19 protein-coding genes are annotated in these 15,093 nt (G+C 29.2%); 3 read left to right on the forward strand and 16 right to left on the reverse strand.

Features of this window, described 5'->3' with window-relative positions; all coding sequences use genetic code 11:
* Positions 1-36: 36 nt before the first annotated feature.
* From AC4PG3_RS00885 to rpmH, 16 genes are all read right to left on the reverse strand, one after another.
* Positions 37-798, reverse strand: coding sequence for a ParA family protein (locus tag AC4PG3_RS00885; protein WP_492197204.1), 762 nt, complete (start codon positions 796-798; stop codon positions 37-39).
* Between the two features lie 90 nt (positions 799-888).
* Positions 889-1,125: a DUF2164 domain-containing protein gene (locus AC4PG3_RS00890; protein WP_492197205.1), complete on the reverse strand. Its 237-nt coding sequence runs from the start codon at positions 1,123-1,125 to the stop codon at positions 889-891.
* Between the two features lie 67 nt (positions 1,126-1,192).
* Complete coding sequence (locus tag AC4PG3_RS00895; RefSeq protein ID WP_492197206.1) at positions 1,193-1,642, reverse strand: VanZ family protein; 450 nt, start codon at positions 1,640-1,642, stop codon at positions 1,193-1,195.
* 27 nt (positions 1,643-1,669) lie between these two features.
* Positions 1,670-2,281 carry a hypothetical protein gene (locus AC4PG3_RS00900; protein WP_492197207.1) on the reverse strand — a complete coding sequence of 204 codons (612 nt, stop codon included), beginning with the start codon at positions 2,279-2,281 and terminating at the stop codon, positions 1,670-1,672.
* 151 nt (positions 2,282-2,432) lie between these two features.
* The gene (locus tag AC4PG3_RS00905; protein WP_492197208.1) at positions 2,433-2,711 is read right to left on the reverse strand and encodes a GIY-YIG nuclease family protein; all 279 of its coding nucleotides are present in this window, start codon (positions 2,709-2,711) and stop codon (positions 2,433-2,435) included.
* 290 nt (positions 2,712-3,001) lie between these two features.
* The gene (locus tag AC4PG3_RS00910; protein ID WP_492197209.1) at positions 3,002-3,700 is read right to left on the reverse strand and encodes an aspartate/glutamate racemase family protein; all 699 of its coding nucleotides are present in this window, start codon (positions 3,698-3,700) and stop codon (positions 3,002-3,004) included.
* A 368-nt stretch (positions 3,701-4,068) separates the two neighbouring features.
* Positions 4,069-4,866, reverse strand: a complete 798-nt coding sequence (gene noc, locus AC4PG3_RS00915; protein WP_492197210.1) for a nucleoid occlusion protein — start codon at positions 4,864-4,866, stop codon at positions 4,069-4,071.
* A gap of 100 nt (positions 4,867-4,966) precedes the next feature.
* On the reverse strand, positions 4,967-5,683 hold the full coding sequence (gene rsmG / locus AC4PG3_RS00920; RefSeq protein WP_492197211.1) for a 16S rRNA (guanine(527)-N(7))-methyltransferase RsmG: 717 nt from the start codon (positions 5,681-5,683) through the stop codon (positions 4,967-4,969).
* Entirely contained in the window at positions 5,683-7,581 is a 1,899-nt protein-coding gene (gene mnmG / locus AC4PG3_RS00925; protein WP_492197212.1) for a tRNA uridine-5-carboxymethylaminomethyl(34) synthesis enzyme MnmG, read from the reverse strand. The genes rsmG and mnmG overlap by 1 nt, the downstream gene beginning before the upstream one ends.
* Before the next feature lie 99 nt (positions 7,582-7,680).
* Positions 7,681-7,956: a hypothetical protein gene (locus tag AC4PG3_RS00930; RefSeq protein ID WP_492197213.1), complete on the reverse strand. Its 276-nt coding sequence runs from the start codon at positions 7,954-7,956 to the stop codon at positions 7,681-7,683.
* A 49-nt stretch (positions 7,957-8,005) separates the two neighbouring features.
* A complete protein-coding gene (gene mnmE, locus AC4PG3_RS00935) occupies positions 8,006-9,379 on the reverse strand; it encodes a tRNA uridine-5-carboxymethylaminomethyl(34) synthesis GTPase MnmE (protein WP_492197214.1) in 1,374 nt (457 codons plus the stop codon).
* 129 nt (positions 9,380-9,508) lie between these two features.
* Positions 9,509-10,144, reverse strand: coding sequence for an RNA-binding cell elongation regulator Jag/EloR (gene jag, locus AC4PG3_RS00940; protein ID WP_492197215.1), 636 nt, complete (start codon positions 10,142-10,144; stop codon positions 9,509-9,511).
* 3 nt (positions 10,145-10,147) lie between these two features.
* Positions 10,148-10,864, reverse strand: coding sequence for a YidC/Oxa1 family membrane protein insertase (locus tag AC4PG3_RS00945; RefSeq protein WP_492197216.1), 717 nt, complete (start codon positions 10,862-10,864; stop codon positions 10,148-10,150).
* 17 nt (positions 10,865-10,881) lie between these two features.
* Positions 10,882-11,097, reverse strand: coding sequence for a membrane protein insertion efficiency factor YidD (gene yidD, locus AC4PG3_RS00950; protein ID WP_492197217.1), 216 nt, complete (start codon positions 11,095-11,097; stop codon positions 10,882-10,884).
* A gap of 8 nt (positions 11,098-11,105) precedes the next feature.
* On the reverse strand, positions 11,106-11,444 hold the full coding sequence (rnpA, locus tag AC4PG3_RS00955) for a ribonuclease P protein component (protein WP_492197218.1): 339 nt from the start codon (positions 11,442-11,444) through the stop codon (positions 11,106-11,108).
* Between the two features lie 53 nt (positions 11,445-11,497).
* Positions 11,498-11,632: a 50S ribosomal protein L34 gene (gene rpmH, locus AC4PG3_RS00960; protein ID WP_492197219.1), complete on the reverse strand. Its 135-nt coding sequence runs from the start codon at positions 11,630-11,632 to the stop codon at positions 11,498-11,500.
* Positions 11,633-12,188: 556 nt separating this feature from the next.
* Here rpmH and dnaA point away from each other — a divergent pair.
* The 3 genes from dnaA to yaaA all read left to right on the forward strand — a co-directional run bounded on the left by dnaA (position 12,189) and on the right by yaaA (position 15,026).
* Positions 12,189-13,520, forward strand: a complete 1,332-nt coding sequence (gene dnaA / locus AC4PG3_RS00965) for a chromosomal replication initiator protein DnaA (protein ID WP_492197220.1) — start codon at positions 12,189-12,191, stop codon at positions 13,518-13,520.
* Positions 13,521-13,693: 173 nt separating this feature from the next.
* Positions 13,694-14,800 (forward strand): DNA polymerase III subunit beta, encoded by a 1,107-nt coding sequence (gene dnaN, locus AC4PG3_RS00970; RefSeq protein WP_492197221.1) that lies wholly within the window; start codon positions 13,694-13,696, stop codon positions 14,798-14,800.
* 16 nt (positions 14,801-14,816) lie between these two features.
* Complete coding sequence (yaaA, locus tag AC4PG3_RS00975) at positions 14,817-15,026, forward strand: S4 domain-containing protein YaaA (protein WP_492197222.1); 210 nt, start codon at positions 14,817-14,819, stop codon at positions 15,024-15,026.
* Positions 15,027-15,093 lie beyond the last annotated feature (67 nt).

Genomic DNA, 15,093 nt, shown 5'->3' on the forward strand with positions numbered 1-15,093 from the left:
AGAAATATGTCTATAGTAATTAATAAATAAACTGTATTAAATTAAATCTAAAAACTCTTCAGACAATTCCATATAAGCTTCTGAACCCTTTGACTTGTCATCATAGTCCATTATTGCTTGTCCATGAGAAGGGGCCTCAGCTAATCTTACATTCCTAGGTATTATACTAGTATATACTTTCCCCTTGAAGTATTCTTTTACTTCTTCAACTACTTGTATGGATAGATTTGTTCTTCCATCAAACATACTTAGAACTACTCCTTCAATGTTTAGTTCCGGATTATAGCTTCTCTTTACCAGTTCTATAGTATGAAATAATTGACTTACTCCTTCCAATGCATAGTATTCACATTGAATAGGAATTATAACGCTATCTGAAGCTATCAAAGCTAATACACTAAGTATACCAAGAGATGGGGGACAATCTATAAAAATAAAATCATATTTATCCCTTATACCAGCTAATTTCCCTTTTAATAGTTCTTCCCAGTCCCCACTTTGTGCAAGTTCTATCTCTAGACCTGCCAACTGACTATTAGATGGAATAATACTTACATTTTCTGCAGAAGTTTCATATATAGTATCTTCAATGGGTTTATCTAAAGCCAATACATCGTATATAAGATTTTCAACTCCATCTTTATCAATTCCCAGTCCACTACTTGAGTTCCCTTGGGGATCTAAATCTATAAGTAATACTTTTTTTCCAAGTTTGCCGACTCCTGCACTTAAGTTAATACTTGTGGTGGTCTTGCCTACTCCACCTTTTTGGTTAAAGATTGAAATTATCTTTCCCATTTTTTCACCTCGATTGTTTTACACCATATATATATAATAACAGATTTATTAATTAATACAAAACAAAAATGTTCCACGTGGAACATTTTTTTATCTTCTTAATATTTTCAATGCTAAAAGGTCTTCTATACTACTTTGCATATATAAATATCCATCTTCCACACCTTGATTATATATATTTGGCCCTAATTCTTGCAAAAAGAAATCTAGTATTAACTCAGAGGCTAAATCACCTAAATCTTCATCCCTTTCTTCTGAAAAGTATTTTTTTATTCTTTTTTTCATTTCTTCTTTATTTGATTTACTTAATTTTATCTTTTTATTCAATTTTTTATCTCCTTTGTATCCTGTAAATGTTCCACGTGGAACATTCAATATTCTGTTAGTATGTATTTTATATTCTTAATTTAGTGAAAAGCTTATATATTGAGATTCCTGTAACTGACCCTAAACTATCTATTAGTACATCAAATACAGCCGGTCCCCTTCCAGGGATAAATCCTTGGTGGATTTCATCACTTATGGCATATAATACACATATGACTATTGAAATCATTATCCACTTCTTATTTAAGGGATTATTTTGATTTATAGCATTTAATACTAAAACTCCTAGAAGGAAGTAAGCTGAAAAATGTGCCATCTTCCTTATTATATGATTAAAATTTCCTATATCTATATCTAAATCTGTTGTTGCTTTTTCTACTGCTTTTGCAATTTGTTGAGTAATACCTGTGCTTAAATCATTGGACTGGGTTGCTGGCTGATGGGATAGATAAAATATAATCCCCATCCAAATTATAACTAGAGTCCAGGATATTATAACTTTTTTATTTCTAAACATTTAAACTCCAATCATTTATTTATTTTCTTACCAATATTTACTCCATGGATTATCATCTATATCTACAAATCCATGGGATTTTGTTCCACTGATTCCCTCTAAAATCCATTTATTATCTTCATCTTTAATGAAGTAGTTGGTCCTTCTAGTACCATCTTTACTCCACTTTTCTTTTATAATTAATTCTTCCCTTGTTTCAGAATCTCTTCCTAAAATCTTTTTGAGGAAATTTTCACTTTTCTTTATATAGGCCTTATTTACTTTTGCATCTTCTGCATATATGGTAGGTATATAGAATTCTGGATCTAGAAATATTCCTTCTTCTTTTTCTATTATAAAGTCTTCCATATAGCTTTCTATCTCGTGATCTTCCATTTTTCCTTTAAGTAAATTGTAAGTATCTTCCCTAGTTTTTATGTAATCAGGCACTAAAAGTAAATCTTTATCTTCATTAAGCCTTGATTCTCTAACTAATGTATTAATTGGTCCATAGGTTTCTTTTAATAGCTTTTCAGCTTCTATTAAATTAAAGTCTGTCTTTTTACTTATATTAAAAGTTACGATAAGCAAAAATATTGTTACTATGTGTAATAATGTTTCAAGAATTCTTTTCAGTTTACTATCTTCTTGTTTATCCATGATTCAACACCTCCTCTTTAATCCCATCACTACCTTTAAAATAGGATATAATATACACTTATTATACACTATTAATAAAAGTTTGCTACAATATTGTATATAATATAAACATGTGTCACTGTCATTCCGAGTGCAACGAGGAATCTTTGGTTTAAAATTTCTCAGATAAGTCTTTCCATTCAGGATTAATACTTTCTATTAATTCATTTTTCTTTTGCCTAATCCATCCTTTAATCTGTTTTTCTCTTGATATAGCTGAAGTGACATCTTCTGCGTAATCAAAATATACTAATTTATTTATGTTATATTTTGATGTAAAACCTTTTATTAATTTATTTTTGTGTTCATACACTCTACGCTCTAAATTATTAGTAATACCTGTATACAGAACTTTATTGTTCCAATTACTCATCATATATACATAATACAACCTATCACCCCTTTTAAGATTCTTCGCTATGCTCAGAATGACAAACATTAATACACATTATACTACGAATGTGACGTTGATTATTTTGATTTATTTCTTATTAATTGTCTTAATTATCAAAGTACCCACTATTATTACTATTGCTATTGTACCGAACATAACTATTGAAGGTAAAAAGTTAATTATTGTCTGATTCATTTTATGCCTCCTTAAAATACATTTTAGTTTGCGTATAATTCTACTGATATACATTATATACTATCTAAAATGTTCCACGTGGAACATTAACTTTAAATTTCTTCTAAAGCATATTCAACTGCAGCTTTGGCATGAATAGTTGTAGTATCAAAGATAGGTATAGGAGTATCTTCTTGCTTTATAAGTAAAGGAATTTCTGTGCAACCTAATATCATACCCTCTGCCCCATTTTTAGATAATTTATCTATGATTTTTAAGTATTCTTTTTTACTATCTTCCCTTATATTCCCTAATACAAGTTCTTTGTATATTATGTCATGTATAATATCTCTATCTTTTTTTTCTGGTATTATAGTTTCTATATTGTATTTAGCCTTTAATATGTCTTTATAAAAAGAACTTTCCATGGTGAATTTTGTTCCAAGGAGAGCTACTTTTTTTAATGATTGCTTTTCTATAGCCTTTCCAGTTGCATCTGCTATATGTAGCACTTCTATATTTCCTTGTTTTTCTATATGATCTGCCATAAGATGCATGGTATTTGTACAGATAACAATAAAATCCGCTCCTGCTAACTTTAGATTTTTCGACTGTTCTACCATTTCATCTGTAAGTTCTTCCCATTTAGCTGTATGCTGCATGACTTCAATCTTGTGAAAGTCAAAAGTATACATTATGGATTTGGCTGAATGAGTTTCTCCTAGTTCCTTTTTAGTTTCTTCATTTATAATTCTATAATATTCTAAGGAGGATTCCCAGCTCATGCCTCCCAATAAACCAATAGTTTTCATCTAATCATCTCCTTGGATTTATTATAACATATATAATCATAAGATAAATATTTCACATATAATATTAAAAATAAGAAAACTTAAATGTTTGCTCAAGTTTTTTAGGCCTATGGATAAACAAGATAGTATTATTTGTAAAAAATTGCTCCTGCAAATAATCATATCTAAATTTAGATATGATTATTTCGATTGTAAGGCCTCAAATTCAAATATGATGACTTTTGTTTCTAAGTATACTAACGCTATGGACAAGCATACAATAATCGAGCACAGGGCATTTGCAGGGGTCATTTTTGATCTATAACTAGACTTTGAAAATTTATAAATCTTAATTAAACAAAAAAATAAAATGTTCCACATGGAACATTTTATTTTTTTGGTATCTTTATTGTTACTTCATAATAATCTTCTTTATCTGCTTCTTTATATTTTGCATCCATACCAGAACTTTTTATAGCTTCAAAAGCTTTTTTTATGGTATTTATATATATTCTAATATTTATTAGAGATTTTATACTTTGTCTATGGGATTCATCTTCTTCTGGTTCTTCTCTAAATTTATCTAGTATATCTTCTACTAGTTTTTCTGTGCTACTTACATTTAGATTATTTTTAATAGTTTTTTCTAAAACTACCCTTCTTAAGTCATCATCAGGTAATTTTAAAAGAGCCCTTCCATGGCGTTCTGTAAGATTTTCTTCTACTAAACTTCCCTTTATATCATCTGGAAGTTTTAAAAGTCTTAATTTATTTGCTATGGTGGATTGAGACTTCCCAATCTTTTGGGCTAATTCTTGTTGAGTAAACTGATGATCTAATATTAAATTATTATATCCTTCAGCTTCTTCTATAAAATTTAAATCTTCTCTTTGGAGATTTTCAATTAATGCAATTATTGCGGACTCTCTATCCCTATATTCTACTATAATAGCAGGTACTTCTGTTAAGTTTGCTAATTCAGATGCCCTAAGCCTTCTTTCACCAGCAATTAATTCGAAGCTCTTTTCTGTGATTTGCCTTACACTTATGGGTTGAATGACACCATATGATTTAATAGATTGAGAAAGTTCCTCTAAAGACCTTTTGCTAAAGTTTCTCCTAGGTTGATATGGATTTGGTCTAATAGCCTCTAAAGGAATATATTTTACTTGTTTTTGTATTCCCACGAATCTCACCTCTTCATTTAGACTTTATTATAATTATACTATAAGAAATTGTTATTTCCTTTTTTATTTCCCAAGTTTTTTATGTCAAATTCTATTAAAATTAAAGAGGTTTCTTCTTAGGTTTTCCCCCACCTCTAGGATATTTTGTAGGAGTTTGGCGAATTTTTTTTATAATTATCAAAGAATGATTTATATCGCTTTGTGGAATAGTGATTATTCTCTTGTCTTCGACCTTTCCTCCTAAAATATTTATAGCATTTTTAGATAATTTTATCTCCGATTCTACTTCAGGACCCTTCATTGAAATAAAGTATCCTCCCTTTTTAACAAAGGGCAGGCAATATTCACTTAAAGTATCTAATGATGCCACAGCTCTAGATATACAGATATCATATTTTTCCCTATATTCTTCTTTTCTGCTTAGTTCCTCAGCTCTTCCATGAATTGCATCTATATTTTTTAAACCTAAGCTTTCTATAACTTCTTTTAAGAAAATTATCCTCTTGTTTAGGCTATCAAGTAGAGTTACATCTAAATCTTCATTTATTATCTTTAAAGGTATCCCTGGAAATCCCCCACCTGTTCCTACATCTATTATCTTTTTAGATCCTGACAATTTATCTGAATCCAAGGCAGTTAAGCTATCTAGGAAGTGTTTAATGTCCACTTCCCTATCTTCTGTGATAGCTGTTATATTAATTTTTTCATTCCATTCTAAGAGTAATTCTTTATATTTTAAGAACCTTTCTTTGTCTTGCTCTTTTAAATTTATACCAAGTTCTTTTGACCCTTTTTTCAAGGTATCTATATCTAACATCAACTACTTTTCCTCCTTAGTTGTTCTAAATGAATTAAAAGTACATTGATATCTGCAGGAGAAACACCAAGTATCCTTGAAGCTTGCCCTACTGAATCTGGTTTGATATCATTTAGTTTTTGTACAGCTTCATTACTAAGTCCCTTTACAAGACTATAATCTTTATCTTGAGGGAGCTTTCTATTTTCTAATTTTTTAAATTGTTGTATTTGAGCCATTTGCTTCTTAATATAGCCTTCATATTTAATTTGAGTTTCTACTTGAAGTCTTATCTCTCTAAATAGCTGCTTTCTATCTGGATCAAATATGGATGTATCATCATATTTTACCTCTGGTCGTTTAATAAGATTATATAAGTTAATTGGAGATTTTAATTCTGTTGTATTTAATTCTTTCAATTTTTCATTGTTTGCATCTGTAGGATTAATTTGAACTTTTTTCAATCTTTCTAATTCACTTTCTACAGAATTTTTCTTGTTTAAATACTTTTCATATCTATCTTCCTTTACAAGACCTAGTTTATAACCTAGCTCTGTAAGCCTTAAATCTGCATTATCTTGTCTTAATATAAGCCTATATTCTGCCCTTGATGTCATCATTCTATAGGGCTCGTCTGCTCCTTTAGTTACTAAATCATCTATTAAAACTCCTATATATGCTTGTGATCTATCTAGGATAAATGGTTCTTCGCCTTTAAGATTTAATGTAGCATTAATTCCTGCTATTAAACCTTGTGCCGCTGCTTCTTCATATCCAGATGAGCCATTTACCTGACCTGCAAAAAATAGATTTTTTATCTCTTTATGCTCTAAATTCCTCTTTAAAAGGGTGGAATCTATGGCATCATATTCTATACCATATGCAGTTCTCATAAACCTAACATTCTCAAGTCCAGTTATTTTTTTATACATTTCTATTTGAACTTCTTCTGGAAGTGTGGAGCTTGCTCCCTGTACATACATTTCTTTAGTATCTAGTCCTTCTGGTTCTATGAATATCTGATGCTTTTCTTTATCTGCAAATCTTACAATTTTATCTTCTATAGAAGGACAATATCTAGGACCTGCTCCGTCTATTTCTCCTGCGTATTTTGGTGCCCTATTTAAATTGTCCCTTATTATTTTATGGGTTTCCTCATTAGTATAAGTTAAATAGCAAGGTACTTGAGGTCTATTTAAATCTTTTCCCACATTTAAAAATGAAAATGGAATTATCTCTTCGTCACCAGGTTGAATCTCCATCTTTGAGAAATCTATACTATCTCTGTGAACTCTTGCAGGTGTACCTGTCTTCATCCTTCTTAATTCAAATCCCATATCTTTTAGGGAATCTGATAAAATATCTGAAGGAGATCTTCCATCAGGTCCTGAAGGATAATTTACTTCTCCCATATATATATGTCCCTTTAGATAAGTTCCAGTTGCAACTATTACTGCATCTGCAGAGTATACTCCACCTGTTCTAGTTAAAACTCCGACTATTTTTTTATCCTCTATTAATATATCAACTACTTCTGCTTGAACTAAATCTAGGTTTTCTTCTTCTTCTACTACCTTTTTCATTTCTGTTTGATAAGCTCTTTTATCAGCTTGTACTCTTAATGAGTGTACAGCTGGTCCTTTTGAAGTATTTAACATTCTACTTTGGATAAAGGTCTTATCTATATTCAAGGCCATCTCTCCACCTAAAGCATCTATTTCTCTAACAAGTTGCCCCTTAGCTGTTCCTCCTATATTTGGATTGCAAGATAGGGCTACTATAGAGTCTAGGCTTATTGTAGCTATTAAGGTCTTCATACCCATTCTGCTTGAAGCCAAGGCAGCTTCAACTCCTGCATGTCCTGCTCCTATGACTATAACATCATATTTTCCTGCATTGTATTTTCTTACTTCTTTCATGGCTTTTCACCTTTCTAAAGTGTGACAAATTTCTTTGTCTAGTTTATATTAATTTTTATTTGTACATTTTATAAAAAGTGTTCATTAATTTTATTTTACTTAGCTTAAAGAATCAATATATTCTTTAGCCTCAATTAACCCTGCACCAGTCGCTATTCTATATTTTTTAATAGCTTTAACTTTTTCACCTTCTGAAATAAGTTCTAAAATATCACTTTTTAATTCATCATTCATTTTATCAAAAGCACCAACTTGTTTAGCTATATTGTTTAAAGTTATATTCATACGCTTAATATCTTCTCTCATTTGTATAATAATTGATATAAGGATTAATACTAATCCTCCTATAAACATATACATAGCTACTTCTCTCATTCTTTCTCCTCCCATTTAATTTAACAGGTTTAAATATACAAATATGCAACTACTTCCCTATACAAAACTCTGAAAATATCTTATCTAATATATCTTCATCTATTGTATCTCCTGAGATCTCACCTAGATTCTCCCAGCAATCTCTTAGACTAACTTCTACACAATCTAAAGGTACCTTAGATTTTATATCATCTATTGCACTTTCTATATTTTTTAGAGCTTTTTTAAGCTGATCTTCATGTCTTAGATTTGTAATCATTGTATCTGACTGAATTTCAACTTCCCCTTTGAAGAACATATCTTTTATACTATCTTCTAATTCTTCTACACCAATTCCTTTGGCAATAGAACTTGTAATTATCAGTTTATCACTTAAGAGCTTTCTTAGATCATCTTCTGTATATTTACTAGGTAAATCACTTTTATTTAATATGACAATAGACTTTTTGTCTTTAATTAAATCTATTATCTCATAGTCTTCTTTTTCTAAAGAGTTCGAGCTATCAAATACTGATATTATAAGGTCTGAAGCTTCTATGGTTTCCTTTGCTCTATCTACACCTATTTTTTCAACTATATCTTCCGTATCTCTTATACCTGCTGTATCTACTATCTTTAATGGTATGCCATCTATATTTATATACTCTTCTATTATATCTCTTGTAGTACCAGGTATATCAGTTACAATTGCCCTATTTTGTCTTAGTATAGCATTTAATAATGATGATTTTCCCACATTTGGTTTCCCAAGAATTACTGTATTTAGTCCTTCTCTCAGGATTTTACCTCTATTTGCTGTGGCTAGGAGTTCTTCAATTTCAAATTTTACCTTTTCTCCATCTACTTCCATCTCTTCATAGGTCATAGGTTCTACATCTTCATCTGGAAAATCTATAGATACCTCTACATGAGCTATCATATTTAAAAGTATATTTCTTATATCTTCGATTTTTTTAGACAAGTTTCCCTCTAATTGCCCCAAAGACACTTCAAAGCTCTTATCAGTCTTTGACTTTATTATATCTATAACTGCCTCAGCTTGAGATAAATCAAGTCTTCCATTTAAAAATGCTCTTTTAGTGAATTCTCCTCTTTCTGCAAGTCTAGCACCTTTATTTAATAATAAATTTAGGGTCTTTTTAACTGGAATTATTCCTCCATGGCAATATATTTCTACCATATTTTCTCTAGTATAGGTATATGGTTCCTTCATATATGCTATTAGGACTTCATCTATTATTTCCCCATCTTCATCTATTATATGACCATAGGTTAATAGTCTATTTTGTGCATCTATTAATTTATCTATATTTACTCCTTTAAACACTGAGTTTCCAATGTCTATAGAGTTTTCTCCGCTTAATCTTACAATACCAATGCCTGATTCTCCAACTGCTGTAGATATGGCTGCTATTGTATCCATGTATTTCACCTCTATATTAAATTTCATAATCATCCATAATATATCTTATTTATTATACCACAAACTGTCAAATCGAATTCCTTCCAATAATGCTAAAAAAAACCTAGATTGTACAATCTAGGTTTTAGTTTATTTGTCCTCTTTTTTTGCTATTACAACTCTTCTATATGGTTCTTCCCCTTCACTGTATGTCTTTACACCTTTATAATCTTGTAGACTTGAGTGAATAATCCTTCTTTCATAGGGGTTCATTGGCTCTAGTTTTACTACTCTACCTACATAAATAGCTTTATCAGCCATTTTATGTGCAAGTCTTATTAGAGTGTTTTTTCTTTTTTCTCTATATCCTTCTACATCTATTAATACCTTTATATACTCATCATTTTCTTTATTTATTGCAAGACTTACAAGATATTGAATAGAATCTAGAGTATTTCCTCTTTTACCAATTATAATTCCCTTATCTGTAGGATCTACATTTTCTATATAGATCTTTAATATATCATCTTCTTTAGATATCTCTTTTGTAGCAACTACATTAAAGGACTCTAATATTTTATCTAATAATTTATCAGCAATATCTATTATGTCATTTATTACACTTACTTTTATTTTTGCTTCTTTTCCTCCAATAAAGCCGAATAATCCTTTAGTAGGCTCTTCTAAAACTTCCACTTGTACCTGATCTTCTCTTTTTCCAAGTTCATTTAAAGCTTCCCTTAGGGCATCTTCTACAGTTTTAGATTCTTTAATAACATATTTCATATATTATTTCTCCTCCTTGACTTTTAGTGAGGGCCTCTTCATAATTATTTGCTGTACTATTGTAAATATATTGCTTATCACCCAGTATAATGCAAGTCCTGCTGCAAAACTACTAGCTGAAAAAAATATTACAACAGGTAAAACTGTACTCATCATCTTTTGTGTAGAAGCTGCTGCATCGTTTCCATCTCCTGTGCTTGGAGGTTGCATAGTTTTGTTTAATCCATAAGTAGTAATTGCTGCTAAAAGTGGTAATCCCCACATATATGGATCTGGATTTTCTAAATTTGAAATCCATAAAAATGCCTTATTCATACTTTCGTACATTGCAGGATTTGTAAAAGCATATTTAGCTGGCTCTCTAAACACTGCAAAAAACGCAATAATTATTGGAAACTGTATAAGCATTGGAAAACAACCTGCTGCTGGATTGTAATTATGCTTCTTATACAGTTCTTGTAACTTTATTTGCTGAGTTTGAGGATCATTTTTATATTTTTTTTGAATACTTTTTAACTCAGGTTGTATTTCACTCATCTTTTTAGTAGATTTCATCTGTTGCATATTTAATGGCAAAAGCAATAATTTAAATATAATAGTTGTTATTATAATTGCTATTGCAAAATATGAAAAATTCTCTGGTTCTGTACCTATATTGGCAACTAAATCATATACAAATTTCAGTAAACTTCCCAGAATTTTTCCTAAAAAAGCCGTCATCTATCATTAGCCCCCTATCAAATAAGCGGATCGTATCCTCCTTCATGAAATGGATTGCATTTAAGTATTCTCTTAAGACTTAAAAAGCTTCCCTTAAAAAATCCATATTTCTCATAAGCTAATAGTGCATATTGTGAGCAAGTCGGATAAAACCTGCAATGTTTTCCTATTAAAATATATTTAGATATAAATTTTTGATAAAATTTTATTAAAAAAATAGCTATATGACTCATACCATCACCTATTTTTTTAGAATTTTTGATATTCCTAGTATATGAATTATAGATTTCTCTAATTCATCATAAGAAAGATTAACTGTATTTTTCTTTGCTATAAAAACCAAGTCATATCCTTGTTTCATATTATTAAAATTTAGTCTACAGATTTCCTTCATTTTTCTTCTTACCCTATTTCTAGTAACTGCATTTCCTATTTTTTTAGTAAGCGTAAAACCAATCCTAGTATTATCTAATTTATTTTTACTTACATATAAGACTAAATTCCTATTCCAGTAATTCCTTCCAACTTTATATACTTTTTTAAACTCCATATCTTTTCTAATTCTATGTTTTTTTTCCATAGATTACTCCTTTGTTTCTTTAACCTTAACAAAAAGGCCACTGATTAGCGGCCTTAAGCAGATAATTTCTTTCTACCTTTTTTCCTTCTATTTCTTAATATTGCTCTACCTGATCTTGTCTTCATTCTTTTTCTAAAACCATGTTCTTTTTTTCTTTGTCTATTTTTAGGTTGAAAAGTTCTTTTCATTAAAGTACACCTCCTTGAGAATAGTAACTATATATAAATATAGAGTTTTCAAGTACAAAATAACACACTACTAACAATTATATTTGTATACTCCTTCTATGTCAAGATTTTTCAACACAAAGCTTATGGAAAATACTTGTTAACAACTTGTGAATATTGTGGATAAAGTTATTGAATATATTTATGTTTTTTGATATTATTAAAACACATGTGGATATTCTTTTTTTAGAAATTACTAACACAAGTTATACACAATATGTGGATAACTTGTGTATAACTTTTAGACATTTTGTAAATAATCTTCTTAAACTTGTAAAATAACACATTTTTTATCAACAAACTTATTTTAAAATATATGTGGATACTCTTTAAAAAAGACTATCTATATTTTTTATACACAAATTGTTGATAATTTATCCACTAGAATTCGAAGTATTTTTTATGTTATAAAATAAATTTCTATCTAAATGTCTGTGGATAAATTTGTTGATAATTTAGAAATATTATTAATTTACTAAAATTTACTAAAGAAAAATTTAACTTAAGGGGGATGAATATGAAATCTGATTTGGACAATATTTGGAAAAATGTCCTAGATATTATCAAAGTAGAATTAACCCAAGTAAGTTATAATACTTGGTTAAAAACGGTTGTCCCTATTAGTATCACTGAGGATGAGATAGTTTTAGCAGCTCCAAATGACTTCACTAAAGGCATATTGGAAGGTCGATATATAAATCTTTTAAAAAATTCTATAAAAGAAGTTACAAATAAAGATTATTCCATACAATTTATAATCCCAGGTGAAGAGCAAAACTTACCAATAAATGAAAAAGATACAAATGAGCTTCAAGATAATGAAAGAGCTCAATTAAATCCAAAATACTCTTTTAATACCTTTGTAATAGGAAATAGCAATAGATTTGCACATGCAGCCTCATTAGCAGTTGCAGAGGCTCCTGCACAAGCTTATAACCCTCTATTTATATATGGAGGAGTTGGACTTGGTAAAACACATTTAATGCATGCAATAGGACATTACATATTGAGTCAAAACCCTGACGCTAAGGTAGTTTATGTATCTTCAGAAAAATTCACAAATGAATTGATAAATTCTATTAGAGAATATAAAAATGAAGAATTTAGAAATAAATATAGAAATGTAGATGTACTTTTGGTGGATGACATACAGTTTATAGCTGGAAAAGAGGGAACTCAAGAGGAATTTTTCCATACATTTAATGCTCTACACGAGGCAAACAAACAAATAATTATATCATCAGATAGGCCTCCAAAAGAAATACCAACTTTAGAAGATAGGTTAAGATCAAGGTTTGAATGGGGACTTATAGCTGATATACAAGCCCCAGATTTAGAAACTAGGAATGCTATTTTAAGAAAAAAAGCAAATTTAGAAAATATAGAAGTGGCAGATGAAGTTATAAACTATATAGCTCAAAAAATCCAATCTAATATTAGAGAATTAGAAGGTGCCTTAATAAGAGTTGTAGCCTATTCTTCTCTAACTAATAAAGAAATAAATGTGGAGCTTGCAGAAGAAGCTTTAAAGGATATTATTTCAAATAATAAGCCTGTAGAAATAACAGTAGATCTGATAAAACAAGAGGTATCTAAAGACTTTAGTATAAAAATTGAAGACTTTAATTCTAAAAAAAGAACTAGGGCTATTGCCTATCCAAGACAAATTGCTATGTATCTTACAAGGGAACTTACAGATTTATCCCTTCCCAAAATAGGAGATGAATTTGGAGGTAGAGATCATACTACAGTTATTCATGCATGTGACAAAATAAGCAATGATTTTAAACAAAAGAAAGATATAAAAGAAAAAGTAGAAAAAATTGTGGATAGATTAAAAGGTGTATAACTTTTGATCCTTTGTGGATAAATTTTAGATTTATTATTTACTTATCAACATGTTATTAATATTTAAAATAAGCATGTCTTACAACTTTAACTACTTATCCACATACTAACAGCCCCTACTACTATTACTACTATATTTTTAATTCTTTATAGCTATCTAAAGGAGGAAAAAACTTGAAAATTATAGTTAAACAAAAAGATTTATCAAAACATATAAATATAACTCAAAGAGGAATTTCATCTAGAACAACTATGCAAATATTAGAAGGTATATTAATAGAAGCAAGAAATAATCGTCTAAAACTTACAGGTACAGATTTAGAAATAAGTATTGAAACATTTTTAGACTGTGATATAGAAGAAGAAGGTTCAATAGTTGTAAATTCTAAGATATTTGGAGATATAATAAAAAAATTACCTAATGAGGATATAATTATACAAACAGATAAAAACAATATAAATATTAAATGTGAAAAATCTGAGTTTAATATTTTAGGAAATTCTGCAGAAGATTATCCTGATTTACCTATTATTCTAGAAAAGGATTCATTCAATATCCCAATGGATATATTTAAAGGAATAATAAGACAAACTGTTTTTGCTACAACCCAAGATGAAACTAGACCATCTCTTACTGGTGTATTAGTTGAATTAGAAAAGGAAAATATATCTTTTGTAGCATTAGATGGATATAGACTTACTTTAAAAATGATAAATACTAATTCAAATTTAGAAGAAAAGATGATAATACCAGGAAGATCTTTAATAGAATTAAATAAAATATTAGATGACAAGGAAGATGATATAAAAATAAATATAGCACCTGGCCATGTAGTATTTAATATAGGTGAAACAGTTATGTATTCAAGACTTTTAGAAGGACAGTTTTTTAATTATAAAGATATAGTTAGAAAAGACCATGAAACAAGAGTAATTGTGGATAGAAATGAATTCCAAAGAAGTCTTGAAAGAGCATCCTTACTTGCTAAGGAAGAAAAAGCTAATTTAGTGAAATTAAGTATAGAAGATGATTTAGTAATTATAAAATCAAATACTGAAATAGGAAATGTGCATGAAGAAGTTGTTTCAGAAAAGTCAGGAGAAAATTTAAATATTGCTTTTAATTCTAGATATATACTAGAGGGAATAAAAGTAATGGATTCGGAAAAAATCCAATTGAGCTTTATGGGTAGTTTAAATCCATGTATAATATATGAAATGGATAATGACAATTATATATATTTAGTATTGCCAGTAAGACTTGCTCAAGATGATTTTTAAGTAAGGATGTGAAAATTTGGAAGAAATAAAAATAAAAGGTGAATATATAAAACTAGATCAGTTTTTGAAATTAAGTGAGATTGCACAAACAGGTGGTCATGCAAAAATAATCATAAAAGATGGACTGGTAAAGGTAAATGGAGAATTAACTCTTCAAAGAGGAAAAAAATTAAGACCAGGAGACATAATAGAAATAGAAGATAATGAAAAGTTTATTATTAAATAATAAACTTTTTATTTTCGTAGAACATTTGTTTAGTAAAAGGATATATGATATAATACTAAGGATTAAG

This window comes from Tissierella sp. QWL-11, assembly GCF_058683765.1.

Coding starts and splice junctions, on each gene's coding strand:
- AC4PG3_RS00885 (WP_492197204.1), bottom strand. CDS start 798: ATGGGAAAGATAATTTCAATCTTTAACCAAAAAGGTGGAGTAGGCAAG.
- AC4PG3_RS00895 (WP_492197206.1), bottom strand. CDS start 1,642: ATGTTTAGAAATAAAAAAGTTATAATATCCTGGACTCTAGTTATAATT.
- AC4PG3_RS00900 (WP_492197207.1), bottom strand. CDS start 2,281: ATGGATAAACAAGAAGATAGTAAACTGAAAAGAATTCTTGAAACATTA.
- AC4PG3_RS00910 (WP_492197209.1), bottom strand. CDS start 3,700: ATGAAAACTATTGGTTTATTGGGAGGCATGAGCTGGGAATCCTCCTTA.
- rsmG (WP_492197211.1), bottom strand. CDS start 5,683: ATGTTAGATATAGATACCTTGAAAAAAGGGTCAAAAGAACTTGGTATA.
- mnmG (WP_492197212.1), bottom strand. CDS start 7,581: ATGAAAGAAGTAAGAAAATACAATGCAGGAAAATATGATGTTATAGTC.
- AC4PG3_RS00930 (WP_492197213.1), bottom strand. CDS start 7,956: ATGAGAGAAGTAGCTATGTATATGTTTATAGGAGGATTAGTATTAATC.
- mnmE (WP_492197214.1), bottom strand. CDS start 9,379: ATGGATACAATAGCAGCCATATCTACAGCAGTTGGAGAATCAGGCATT.
- jag (WP_492197215.1), bottom strand. CDS start 10,144: ATGAAATATGTTATTAAAGAATCTAAAACTGTAGAAGATGCCCTAAGG.
- AC4PG3_RS00945 (WP_492197216.1), bottom strand. CDS start 10,864: ATGACGGCTTTTTTAGGAAAAATTCTGGGAAGTTTACTGAAATTTGTA.
- yidD (WP_492197217.1), bottom strand. CDS start 11,097: ATGAGTCATATAGCTATTTTTTTAATAAAATTTTATCAAAAATTTATA.
- rnpA (WP_492197218.1), bottom strand. CDS start 11,444: ATGGAAAAAAAACATAGAATTAGAAAAGATATGGAGTTTAAAAAAGTA.
- rpmH (WP_492197219.1), bottom strand. CDS start 11,632: ATGAAAAGAACTTTTCAACCTAAAAATAGACAAAGAAAAAAAGAACAT.
- dnaA (WP_492197220.1), top strand. CDS start 12,189: ATGAAATCTGATTTGGACAATATTTGGAAAAATGTCCTAGATATTATC.